The following is a 12718-nucleotide window of genomic DNA, read 5'->3' as shown; positions in this document are numbered from 1 at the left end:
CCGAAAAGCTTATGGTAACCAGGCTTCCTCCTGGTTCAATTATGCCTTGATGAACAAAGACAAAGAAGGATACGAATTTATAACCCGCATTATACTCGATAAAGCAATTCCTAACGCAGAAAAAGCAGACAATAAAAAGCTGATTGCCCATTTCTACACCCAACTTTCTACTATTTTAATGAACAATTATCAGTTTGCTAAAGCCGGATCTTATAATCAAAAGGCCATTGATTTACTGGAAAAAGAAAGCCCTGGATCAACTACCCTTTTATTTGCCTATTTGAATGGAATCAGCATCTCCTGTTATGAAAATAAAGCCAAACAAGCTATACCATTATTAAAAAAAGCACAGGGCTTGCTCAAGCCCTTTCCAGAATCCCTGAATTATCCTTTATACTACTACAATGAAGCATTGTATTATACCACCATCGCAGCATTTGACAAAGCACTGGCCAGTATAGATAAGGGTCTTGTTTTAGCAAAAAAATACAATCAGCACCAACTGTACCAGCAATTCATCTTTAGAAAATATGATGTTTACAGCCGCCAAAAATCCTATGATAAAGCCAGGCAAATCCTAATGGATATTATAAACGAGGGTACCCTTACAGCAAACATCAATGACAAAGCTGAAATATACTCTGAATTGGCCAAGACAAATGAACATCTGCAAAACTATAAAGAAGCTTATTTATGGTTAAACAAATCCCGGTTTTTAAAAGACAGTATTCAAAACAGCCAGACGAAACTTAAAATAAATGAGCTGGAAACAAAATACCGGACTGCACAAAATCAACAAAAGATCACTACACTACAAACTCAGAATGAACAATCCGCATTAAATACAAAAAACGAGCGCCTGTATAAATGGCTTTTAGGATCAGGCTGTCTATTATTACTGATGATACTCAGTTTCGTAGTTCTGAGTGCACGCAACAATCGAAAATTATCTGAGCAAAAAGAAATCAACTATCAGCAACAACTCAAGGACATGGAGCAAAAACAACAGCTAAAGGTAACTAAAGCAATGCTTGATGGAGAAGAAAATGAGCGGGAACGTGTGGCCAGAGACTTACACGACGGCCTGGGTGGCATGCTGGCCGGAGTAAAAATAGGCTTATCCGGATGGACCAACAACAATGCCTCAGTATCAGATGATAAAGACCTGCACCGCATCATCAATCAACTCGATACATCGGTAGGCGAACTGCGGCGTATTGCCCGCAATATGGTACCAGAAACCCTGTTGAAATTTGGTCTGGAAGTGGCCCTTAAAGATCTTTGCGAATTTTATATGCGCGATGGTTTACACATCGCATTTGAACCTTTTAATATTGAAAAAGATATTGTTTTAACCGTACAGTTAAATATATACCGCATTGTTCAGGAGTTAATTTCCAATGCCATAAAACATGCCCGGGCAACGCATATTATGCTTCAATGCAGCCAGAATGCCGACACCATTTTTATTACGATTGAAGATGATGGTATCGGATTTGATACCGAAATACTGGATGGCAAAAAAGGCATGGGATTAGACAATTTAAGAAACCGTATTGCGTTTCTTAAAGGTCGCTTTGAAATAACTTCGGCCCTTAACGAAGGGACAACCATTAATATTGAGCTCAACACAAATGCAGACAGATAAATTACGGACAGCCTTAGTAGATGACCACCCAATTGTAATCGAAGGGCTAAAGACCCTGCTTCAAAATGAAACGAACCTTGAGATAACAAGTACCTTCTTTAAAGGAGAAGATTTCCTGAGCTATATCAAAGTTAATCAGGTTGATCTTGTACTGCTGGACGTTACCCTTCCTGATATCAATGGAATGGATCTGTGTCAAATGATCAAAAGGGAATCTCTCTCTACCATTATCCTTATTCTAAGCAACCATACCGAAAGGAGCATAATTATGCAAACCATTCAAAATGGTGCCAGTGGATATTTGCTAAAAAACAGTTCTTTGGACGAGCTTAGACATTGTATTTCAGAAGCTGTAAAGGGAAATATTTGCTTTAGTAAAGAAGTTACCGAAATCATCAGCCGCCCTTCAAAAAATCAATTGCAAGACAGGCCACAGCTTACCCGTCGTGAAAAACAGATCTTATCGCTCCTGGCTCAAGGCAAAACAAGCCAGATTATTGCAGAAGAACTTTTTTTAAGTCCTCTCACCGTTGATACACACCGCAGGAACCTCATTCAGAAATTCAGTGCAAAAAATGTTGCTGAACTCATTATGGAAGCCAATCAGCTTGGACTATTATGAGTAGTATTGTACATTCAGTATTTCCAGATAAGCCGTCATTAAGGTTCTTAATCTATTTAGATCCTCCTGATCCACTGGAATATGCTCCTCTTTCCCCAGATCATCCCAAAACCTGATTTTGATACAATCATCTTTGTCCGGATCCACTTCAAAAGCTATCGCTTCCTCTGCATTCATAGGGCCGCCCTGAAACCCCAGGGTTATCCTGCTTGCCTCCGATAACTCATCATAATAGGTTTTATCTTTAAAAGTCAGATACCTTTTTACCCTGACATGGCTAGACACCAATTTAACCATGCGCTCAGAAAAGCCACGGCTCAACAAATACTCACCACCCAGCCGGTCATGATCTTGCCTGCCATACCCTCCCATGCTCGTTTCATTTTCTAAAAAATGGCCAATGTCATGGAGAAAGGCCGCAAGGACCATCTCATCTGAAGCACCTTCGTTTATGGCATGGTTTGCACATTGCGTCATATGCATCAACTGAGTTACGTTCTCTCCGTAATCTTCATTTCCATATTTTTCATAAAGACCAAATATCTCCTCAACTGAATGAGCAATTTCTTCTTTTGTTAAATTCATCCTCCAATTTTTAGCACACAGCAATACTAAACAATGTTTATAAAAAGAGAATATAGAAAATATTATGATATCGTTAAGAAGGCTATTTTTTAATGTGGCCGTGCTCAGGATTCATCTTTAGTGTTTTTCACTAAACCGATACCCGAAACAAAAAAGATAAGACCAATTATTCCCGCAACTACGAGTTCCCGGGTTTGAAGACTATGCTTTACAAAACCATAACCAGCATATATTAGCCCGATAATTCCTAAGATGGTTAAAATTGTCCCAAAAATTCGTTTTACATTCATAAGTCTTTTTGAATAAGACTACTACAATTCTTATGCCGCTAAATAGTACAGAGATCAGAAGTCTTACTTTCTCATGCTATTGATCCAATCCCGGATCAATTTCACCCCTTCTTTATGTACCACTGTCCGGGCAAGTTCTGGCATAGCAACTCCCGGCTCTGCACTATTCATTCTGTAAAGAAGTATAGACTGTGCCGCGTTACCTGGAATAACATCATAATTTAATCCGCCAGCTCCACCACCAGCCGAAACTGGTGCTTTTTTAATACCCAAATGATCTGGATTTGTCTGCTCATATTCCAAAAAGAGTCCTGTATTATACGCATCCCCACCTTTAGTATGGCAATGTGCACAATTGACATCCAAATAAGCCCTGGCCCGTTGTTCCAACGTAAAATGCTTGGCATCTGCCCAATTTGGAAGTTGCTTAACCTCAGTGATTGGCGGTAATTCCTTTAATATTCCTTTTTTAGCCCACTGCTGTAATTGGTTCTCTCCTTGTCCAGCTACGGTAAAATTCAGATTTCTGGCTTTAGGGCCTATCGGTGTCAAGACGTCATTTTTAATATGGCACCTTTTACAATCGTTGGTATTGGGTACCTGGTAATTGGTCAACATTTTGTTGTTATCGTTGTCCAGCAAGGTGATGGGAATTTTTGCTCCACTAATATGTTTTATAGCATCAGTCTGCTGTGCATTCCACAGATAATTCATCACTTTCCATTTTTTGTCTTTTGGGTCTTTAGCCAGCAACCGTGTCTCAATCATCACGTTTTGATGTTCTGTATTGGTGTAAGCAAAGTTTTTGATAATGATAGTCGAATCCGGAAAGTCAAGTGCTCCATTGGCCGTATACTTCATTGCTGTTCCTTTAGGCAGTACAATGAACCGCTTTTTCACTGCATAATCCGTAAATAGTGGCGTACTGAGTTCATAACTTACAACACCCTCTCCTGGAATCAACTTCTGGAGTTCTCCTTTAAAGAATCCATAGTCAGAAAGCTTTTCTTTAAACTGGAATTCAGTTTCTACCCTTTGACCAGACTTTCCCTTGCAACCATCTCCCACTACAAGAGCTAAGGAGACCACAAAAAGAAAAAGAGTACTAAAAATATACGTTTTACGCATGAAATACCTATAATTAAAATTCCTTATTTTATTGAGTTTTGATTGCCGGATTGCACTTAAAAGGCGCTATATCTGTTGTTGGTTTCCAATTCTGCACCTGATTTATATTTAAAAAATCGGCATTAACAAACACATTATCTCCAGTTTGGTCGATACAAATCGAATCTGGATTTAATGACATTCCCTTCGTCAAAATATTACTGGAAATACCATCATACATAATAAAAGGTATCCGCTTGTTTTTTCGTGCTGGCTCAAGACGGTTTAACTGCTGTTCAACCCCCACAAGTATTTTACCGATCCGGTGTTCATAAACAGGTTTAGGAAAAACAGGCCCCATAGTAATGGTGTTGTTATGTATATATATATTCTTAGAAATTGGATAATAGTTCGGATTCATTTTTTTTCCCGCCTCACTATCGACCGCAAACCCCGAAGCAATCATAATGGCCGAAGCATTGTTATTGAGGATTCGATTGTTATAAAGCTCAACATCAGATGCTGCCAATATAATGATCCCAGATCCAGGAGAGGCATTTCCTACCCCCCATGTTGTCCCGAAACTGCCTGACTTTGCAAAATTCCTAAAATTATTATCATGAATATGATTGTTGTAAGCTTTTACATGTCCGCCTCTTTTGGAAAGGTCGGGCAAATCGAAAACCAGAAATCCTGCCGTATTGTTGTAAAATTCGTTGTCATACACTTGGGCATGAGAAGTATTCTCGATTTCACAGCCCGCAACGTTCTTCGCTGCTTTACAATTTCTAACAACAGCGCTATCCGTTTGGCCAACATAGATTCCCGCATCAGAAGAACCTTCCGTATAGCAGTTTTCAATCAATACATTTTTACACATCACCGGATAAATTGCGTAGCCTCCACTGGTAGAATCAGCCTTACTCCATACCGCATGCAGATGAGTAATAGTTATGTCTCGGCTTTTGTTAATTTTCAGCAAATCTCCTTTAGAATCCCGGATAGTCATTCCCTCTATCTTAAAATCCTTTACATCCGTTACCCTGATCGCTTCTCCCCCCTGGCTTTGCCGGGTAAAGTCCAGTATCGTTTTATCATGCCCCTCCCCCAGTATCCTGATGTGGTTTACCTGAGCAATACTCAGATTATCAAATTTATAAAGCCCCTCTTTTAAAGTGATCGATGTGCTGTCCTTTATCGCTAAAAATGCATCAATAATCTTAGCCTCTTCTCCTGGCTTAAAACTAAGGTTGATTTTATAGTTGTCTTGATGATTGGCAGAATGCGTACAAGAAAGCTGTAAGACAGAACTAAACAGGAAAAAACATACGGTAATTTGGACTAATCGTTTCATAGCTGAGATTTATCATTAATAATTATTAAAGAACATTGTAGGCGTAAGTCAAATAGTAAACCGCCCCAATGTTTGGATTGGCAATACCAGTAGAATAGTATTTATTGGTCAGGTTTGTTCCGCCGAGCTTGATAGAAGAATGAGCTTTGATCAGTTTGTAACTCACCTGCGCATCAATTACTGCTGAAGAAGGTACTTGCCCTTGGGCTAAACCTCCGGAAACCACGTAGAAATAACCAGGTTTGTAGCGCATAGCCGTTCCGAAAGACCAAACTTGTTTTTTACCAAAACCAGTATTTCCAAATTCAAAATTCACATGGTAATGCGGGGTATTGAAATTATTGATCTGACTGTTGTTCTTATTTTTCAAATAATCAGAGTAATAATTGACCTTAGCCAGAAAATTATGAGACAAATCAATACTTAAACTTGCCGCATAACCGTATGTGTTGACCGTTTCGCCACCATTAAAAGCAATATTATACTGCACATAGGTACTGTGATCTTTAAAAGCATTTACATCATCTGTACCAGGCGTATTGGCAACATTTGCATAGCCAATGAAATTTTTCCATGTTGAAAAATAGCCCAATACATCAAACAAAAACCTGTCGGCAATCAAGGCAGAATAGCCCAGCTCAAAAGCATTTACAGACTGCGGCTTAATATCATTGTATTCAAATTTTTTCAATAAAGAAGCATTGCCTGATTGCTGATAAGCAGTTACACTTTCTAAAGTATAAGGCGCATATTGATCAAAATGGTATGTACCATTCAGTAAATAAGAAGACCCACCCGAAGAATAACTATTATAACCGCTAAGTGTATTCTGCAGTGCCTGGATATTAGAAGGAAAACTATAAGCATTCTGGTAAGAAAACCGAAGATAATTCTCCTTTGCCAACTCATATACAGCGGAAGCCCTTGAGGTCACCTTAGGCGACGAAAACAACGTATTCTTATCATATCTGAAAGAGGTACTTAGATTCAATTTATCTTCAGCCAATTTCTTACTCAGTTGCACATATGCGCTGTATTCTTTAACATTAATGGGCTGGTCTTTATCTGGAAAGAGTGTGTTTCTGCTATCCAGACGATAAAGGCGCCAATTCACTCCAGCTATAACACTCATAAATTTAACCAGTTCCGAAAAATTATATTGAGCTTCTGCATTATACAATTTACTTCGATCTAAGAACAAAGTTCCCCCTTCGGAAATCGGCGTATTTGAAATTTTATCTTTCAACGTATTAAACTCTGGAGTTCCCAGCTCCACCCGTCCCTTATCTGCAAAAGCTCTCGCCGCGAGGTTGGCGTCATTTAACGAGGCCCCTCCGGCAAGAGCGGTAAGTAAAGCAGAAGTATATTCGGGATACCAACCACCAGTATTGCCGTCGTAGCTGGTTTTCCAGGCCTCATTAATATACTGGGCCGTTGGTCCGGCAATAATCGTATTTCCCGAATTTTCCTGCGTGGTATAAGCGCGAACAAACCATTTATCACTCTTAAGCTCCACCCTGTACTGTGCGGCCTTAAAATTCTTAAGCTGATAACGCGTATCATTAGTATAAACAATATTCCCGGTACCAAAAGTACCAGACATAATGGCTTCCAGCTTTGGATTAATCTTATATCGAAATTCGGCATTGGCCTTAAACATCCTGGCGGTATTGTCCAGGTATCCATACTCAGGATAGCCTGTACGCGCCACATAATTAGGTTTTGCCAGCAAAGGATTTATGATTGGAGCCAGATCAGGATTACCTGCGAGAGCCCCCTGTAAAAAAGGATTAATATCTACAGAAGTTGCACTTCCATAATAATTTACACCATTATAATTCGGATCAGTAAATCTGGTGCCAGGACCGTTCTTATTGGTCGTATCAGTGGCTACCCAATCTTTAGCCTGTGTATATTGAGCATTGATTTTGAAGGCCATTTTCTCGTTGATCTTCTTCGCATAACGGATTGTCCAGTCATAATATGGAGAAGCACTCTGAGGGTCATTACTGCTGCTGCTTTTAATATGGTTTACCCCCTGAGTAACCAACACACTTAAACCCTGATACTTAAACGGATTTTTACTCGTCATAACCATGGTACCGTTTAAACCTCTGGAGCCATAGAGTGCAGACGAAGCTCCTGAAAGTACTTCTATATTATCCACATCCAGCTCTGTCAAACTGATCGCAGAACCCAGTGGAAAATTGAGCCCGGGTGCCTGGTTATCCATCCCATCTACAATCTGTGTAAAATTGGTGTTCCCACTGGTGTTAAAGCCCCTGGTCGTGACACTTGTAAAACCAATACTGGATACAGTCACATCTACCCCCTTTAAACCTTGTAACATATCCATATAGCTCAGTTGTGCAGAATTGGTAATGTCTTTACTGCTGATTTGTTCAATGGTAACAGGAGAAGATAGTTTTTTCTGGACCACCCTGCTTGCCGACACCACCACTTCCTGTCCCAGGATAGAGGTGGGCTTAAGGATAATTTCAATTGGACTTGTAAAATTCTGAACGGTTACCTTTTGAGTTTCAAAACCAATAGAAGAAATAATGAGGGTAAGCGGCAAAGCCTTCTTCACCGTCAACTGAAATTTTCCACGGTCATCTGAATAGGTACCCTCATTTGAATTTTCTACATGGATAGACACTGCATAGACCGGTTCCAACGTAGCCTCATTTTTCAGTGTCCCCCTAATGGTCTGCGCCTGGAGACTTGCCACCATAAAAACAGGAAATAGCAAAAAGCATAGTATGTTTTTTTTCATGCCCGATAGGTTTTAGTTGATTTGGTTAGTGCAATATAAATCGCATAAACCTCAATACAGTCTCTTAAAACCTATTTTGGGGTGAAATACCGCAATTATGGGGTGAATAGAAAACTCTTAAATTGATTTTGATAAGAGGCAGATACCGGAACCTGGACATCTGGAAAAACATTAAATTGCAGCAAATAGCCTTTAGCCGTTTTTCGCGAAGAAGAAACATGTTTTATATTGACCGCATAAGAACGGTGAACCCTCACAAATCCTAAATGGCTGCACTTTTCCTCTATTTTTTTCAACGTAGTCCGAACCAGTTCTTTTTTAACTACACCACCAAGCAAATAATATATTTCTACATAATTGTCCTCTGATTTAAAAAACAACAAATGATCGGTATGCAGGGTAAACACCACCTTTCCATTTTCATCTTCAATGGGTAAATTATCCAGATGCACTTTCGATTCATTCATTTTGGAAAGAACACAGGCCAGTTGATGTTTATGTGATGCAAATAAAACGAGCAGAGAGATGATGTAAGGAATGATGGCGATCAGTAAAGTATATTTAAAAGTATCAAGATAATAACCAATGGTTAGATCGGGATGGTTATTGAACTGCCAGTCCACTGCAAGAACCACTGCAGATAAAATCATCATTTCACCAATGCCCCAGAGCACATACTGCACACAGGTCAGCATTTCCAGATGAAACCATTTTCTTAAGCCAAATTGAGTAAGCGCAAGGGTTGCAGCGCCCAGGATTGAAAAAACACTGATAATCTCAAAAAAAGATAAATTGGTTACACTATACCATTTATTGATATTAAAAGGAATAAAAATATAGGTAAAAGAAAGGCTAAAAACAAAAATGATCAGAATAAATATATTTTTGTCTCTAGTCGTGTTCAGCAAGGAAAAACGGCTTTCCAATGCCATTTTAATCGTCGGACTAACCTTAAAAGATGTGATTCCTTGCATGAGGTTAAATTAAGAATTAAATACCCTTAATTTAATCATTTTTCAGATAATGGCTAATATTCTTTGAAAGAATTTAATAACTTACCATAAACTAATCATTCTAAGAATAATGATAGATTCCATTACCGCAGTTTTTGAGCTCCAGCAAAAAAACAAATACGCACTTAGGTACAGTACTGCCCGGCAGCGGATCAATAAGTTGCAGGCATTAAAATCAAGCATTCAGACGTTTGAAGAAGAGATCTATACTTCTTTACAAACCGATTTAAGAAAAAGCAGATTTGAATCTGCTGTTACTGAGCTCATTTTTATCTACAGTGAGATAGATTTCGCCATTAAGAAGCTTAAAAAGTGGATGAGACCAGCCTATGCAGGCAAAAATATTGCGAGTTTATTTGCTAAAAACAGAATCTATTATGAACCAAAAGGCGTTTGTCTGATCATTTCACCGTGGAATTATCCATTTCAGCTCATGATGAGCCCCTTACTTTCTGCAATAGCAGCAGGCAATTGTGCAATTTTAAAACCATCTGAATTCAGTTCTGCTACCAGCGCAGTCATTACAAAAATCATTGACAAAACATTCAGCAAAGATGAAATAGCTTGTTTCGAAGGCGATCAATCCGTTTCGGAAGCATTGCTTAAACTCCCCTTTGACCATATTTTCTTTACTGGAAGTACTGCCGTAGGAAAGGTGGTAATGAAAGCAGCAGCAGAAAACCTCAGTTCAGTAACTCTGGAGCTGGGTGGAAAGTCGCCGGTAGTAGTTGATGAAACTGCAAAAATAAAAAATGCAGCAACTAAAATAGCCTGGGGTAAACTGATCAATGCCGGACAAACCTGCATCGCACCTGATCATGTATTTGTACACAGATCCAAACTAGAGGAGTTCATAACACACTATAAAATTGCAGCCGCGGCTATGTTTTTGAAGGAGAACGGACAGAGCAATGAATTATCTTATGCGAAGATCATCAATAAAAGGCATGCTGACCGTTTAATGGACCTGATCAATGACGCCGTAGATAAAGGAGCTAATGTTGCCTGGGGAGGAGGAGCCGTTTTAGAAGAACTCAGCATTCAACCCACGCTCCTTTACAACCTCTCTGCCGACGCCAAAATTATGGGGGAAGAGATTTTCGGCCCCATACTTCCTGTGATACCTTATGATACTTTGGAGGATCCGATGGATAGGATCAACGAAAAAAACAAGCCCCTGGCCCTTTATATCTTCAGCGAAAGCAAGACCAATATTAAACGTTTACTAACTGGTACCAGCTCCGGCGGTGCGTGCATCAATGATGTCTTGATTCATATTTCAAATCCCAATTTACCCTTTGGCGGAGTAAACGGAAGCGGAGTGGGCAGTTGCCATGGAATTTTTGGTTTCAAAACATTTTCACACGAAAGAGCCGTTGTCTTTCAATCTTCCCTAAATATGTCTGAAATCATTTATCCGCCTTACGCAAAGAAAGGATGGGTACTGAAAATGCTGACTAAATTCATGTGATGAATAATTATATAATTTATCCTTGCCTTTGGTCAAACAGAGGCAAGGATAAGAATGGACCTACTTCAAACTTAATTCTATTACAGGAATTTCATAAGGCGGTTTTGATTTAGGAAGACTTAAAACCAAGCCGTTTCCCTCAGGCTTAAACAAAATTTCCGAGTCGTCATTCAGAAATTGTGCATAGCTGATTTTACCGTTATAATTAGGTAAACTGATTTTGCCGTCGGCCGGATAATCAAAAAGATGCAGGTATAATTTCTTCTTAGACGGATTGTAAGTTACCCTCACATTCATTTCCTTTGGTAAATTGTATTCATCAGGAGGAAAAGTACAATCATATATTGCCTGATTATTGGCATGCATCCAATAACCCAGACTATCCAGTGCTTTGTTGGCTCTATAGTCAAATTCGCCGCGTGCAGTTGGCCCTACGTTTAAAATCAGATTGCCACCATTTGCTACAGAGGTGGTCAACAGATCTAGCAGTTGATACTGACTTTTCCAGGTGTTTTCATCTCTGAAATAGCCCCATGAGCCTGAAAAAGTTTGACAGGTTTCCCAATATTTACCCTTATATTTTAGAAGTTCTGCAGGCTTTACCTGTTCTGGTGTTACAAAATCATAACCATCGCTATACTCTTTCAAGTCTGCTCGATCATCCAGAATAATATTGGGTTGAAGTTTTCTTATGGTTTTCACAAGGTCAACAGAACCCCAATCTTCACGCCCTTTGCCAAATTTTCCCGGATAAGAAAAATCGAGCCAAAGAATATCAATTTTCCCGTAGTTGGTCAATAGTTCTGTAATTTGATTTTTCAGGTAGGCTCTATAACGCCCCATATCCTTCCCTTTGTTTAATCGCGCATAAGCCGTCTCTTTACTCGCCTCATTTCCATCTACCCTAAGTGGATGCGTATCATCAACTGTAAAATCAGGATGGTGCCAATCGATTAAAGAATAATAAAATCCAATTTTAATTCCCTCCGCGCGAAAAGCCTCTACAAACTCTTTCACCAAATCACGCTTAGCCTGCGTTTTGGTAGATTTGTAGTCCGTATACTTTGAATCAAACAGACAAAAACCTTCGTGATGTTTGGTCGTCAGCACCGCATATTTCATACCGGCAGCCTTAGCTTTTTTTGCCCACTCCTTTGGATTAAACTCATCAGGATTGAAGTTATCGAAGTATTTCTGATATTGATCATTCGTAATTCTTTCATAGTTTCTCACCCATTCATGCCTTGCAGGCAATGAATATAATCCCCAGTGGATAAACATCCCGAAACGTGCATCTGTCCACCACTGCATGCGGTGGGACTTTTGAGCCGGCGTTTCTCCCAACAATGATTTTGTTTGAGAAAAAACGGGAAATGAGAAAGCAAAAATGCAGAGAAGCAGGACCGTTCTTAAGTTTTTCATAAAAGTGTTTAGTCTAGAATAAAACACGATTAAGATACCGAAGCTATGAATAGCGAGGATGCCCTTTTCTTACCATTCGTTCAGTCATTTTGGCATCTCAAAGATCCAGCTTAAAACTAATCGATCCTGGCTCTTCTAAGTCTTAAAGAATTCAGAATTACAGATACCGAACTAAAACTCATCGCTAATGCCGCCAGCATCGGAGATAACAAAATTCCAAAAAACGGATACAAAATACCCGCTGCAACCGGTATGCCTAAAACATTATATCCAAGAGCGAAAAACAGATTCCCCTTTATATTTCCCATTACTTTATGACTCAGCAACCTCGCTTTTGCAATCCCGTTTAAATCACCTTTGACCAATGTGATGGCAGCACTTTCAATAGCAACATCAGTTCCTGTACCCATCGCAATACCAATATCCGCCT

The 12718-nt window shown here is 39.4% G+C and carries 9 protein-coding genes and 1 pseudogene; 3 read left to right on the top strand and 7 right to left on the bottom strand.

The genetic code is table 11. The features are described 5' to 3' along the window. The coding region (locus VNZ46_RS16540; protein ID WP_325561167.1) for an ATP-binding protein at nucleotides 1–1648 on the top strand (1648 nt) is incomplete at its 5' end. Next, nucleotides 1635–2270, top strand: coding sequence for a response regulator transcription factor (locus tag VNZ46_RS16535; protein WP_325561166.1), 636 nt, complete (start codon nucleotides 1635–1637; stop codon nucleotides 2268–2270). The genes VNZ46_RS16540 and VNZ46_RS16535, both read left to right, overlap by 14 nt. Here VNZ46_RS16535 and VNZ46_RS16530 read toward each other — a convergent pair. From VNZ46_RS16530 to VNZ46_RS16510, 5 genes are all read right to left on the bottom strand, one after another. Beyond that, a complete protein-coding gene (locus VNZ46_RS16530; protein ID WP_325561165.1) occupies nucleotides 2265–2855 on the bottom strand; it encodes an HD domain-containing protein in 591 nt (196 codons plus the stop codon). The genes VNZ46_RS16535 and VNZ46_RS16530 overlap by 6 nt on opposite strands. A 353-nt stretch (nucleotides 2856–3208) precedes the next feature. Beyond that, nucleotides 3209–4273 (bottom strand): SO2930 family diheme c-type cytochrome, encoded by a 1065-nt coding sequence (locus tag VNZ46_RS16525; protein ID WP_325561164.1) that lies wholly within the window; start codon nucleotides 4271–4273, stop codon nucleotides 3209–3211. A 28-nt stretch (nucleotides 4274–4301) separates the two neighbouring features. Continuing rightward, nucleotides 4302–5606: a parallel beta-helix domain-containing protein gene (locus VNZ46_RS16520; protein WP_325561163.1), complete on the bottom strand. Its 1305-nt coding sequence runs from the start codon at nucleotides 5604–5606 to the stop codon at nucleotides 4302–4304. A 25-nt stretch (nucleotides 5607–5631) separates the two neighbouring features. After that, nucleotides 5632–8382 (bottom strand): TonB-dependent receptor, encoded by a 2751-nt coding sequence (locus VNZ46_RS16515; RefSeq protein WP_325561162.1) that lies wholly within the window; start codon nucleotides 8380–8382, stop codon nucleotides 5632–5634. A 95-nt stretch (nucleotides 8383–8477) separates the two neighbouring features. Beyond that, entirely contained in the window at nucleotides 8478–9356 is an 879-nt protein-coding gene (locus VNZ46_RS16510) for a LytTR family DNA-binding domain-containing protein (protein ID WP_325561161.1), read from the bottom strand. Nucleotides 9357–9465: 109 nt separating this feature from the next. Between VNZ46_RS16510 and VNZ46_RS16505 the strand changes: the two genes are divergently transcribed. Then, nucleotides 9466–10866 carry an aldehyde dehydrogenase family protein gene (locus tag VNZ46_RS16505; protein WP_325561160.1) on the top strand — a complete coding sequence of 467 codons (1401 nt, stop codon included), beginning with the start codon at nucleotides 9466–9468 and terminating at the stop codon, nucleotides 10864–10866. 60 nt (nucleotides 10867–10926) lie between these two features. Here the strand turns inward: VNZ46_RS16505 and VNZ46_RS16500 are convergent, their stop codons facing one another. Together VNZ46_RS16500 and VNZ46_RS16495 are read right to left on the bottom strand one after the other, a co-directional pair. Continuing rightward, a complete protein-coding gene (locus tag VNZ46_RS16500; RefSeq protein ID WP_325561159.1) occupies nucleotides 10927–12288 on the bottom strand; it encodes an alpha-L-fucosidase in 1362 nt (453 codons plus the stop codon). A gap of 116 nt (nucleotides 12289–12404) precedes the next feature. Next, nucleotides 12405–12718: pseudogene (locus VNZ46_RS16495) on the bottom strand (ATPase P); the annotation flags it as partial.

The sequence above is a fragment of the Pedobacter sp. genome, from assembly GCF_035566355.1.
Classification (GTDB): domain Bacteria; phylum Bacteroidota; class Bacteroidia; order Sphingobacteriales; family Sphingobacteriaceae; genus Pedobacter.
Note: the sequence above shows the minus strand (reverse complement) of the source record. Positions and strands in the feature narration are given on the sequence as shown.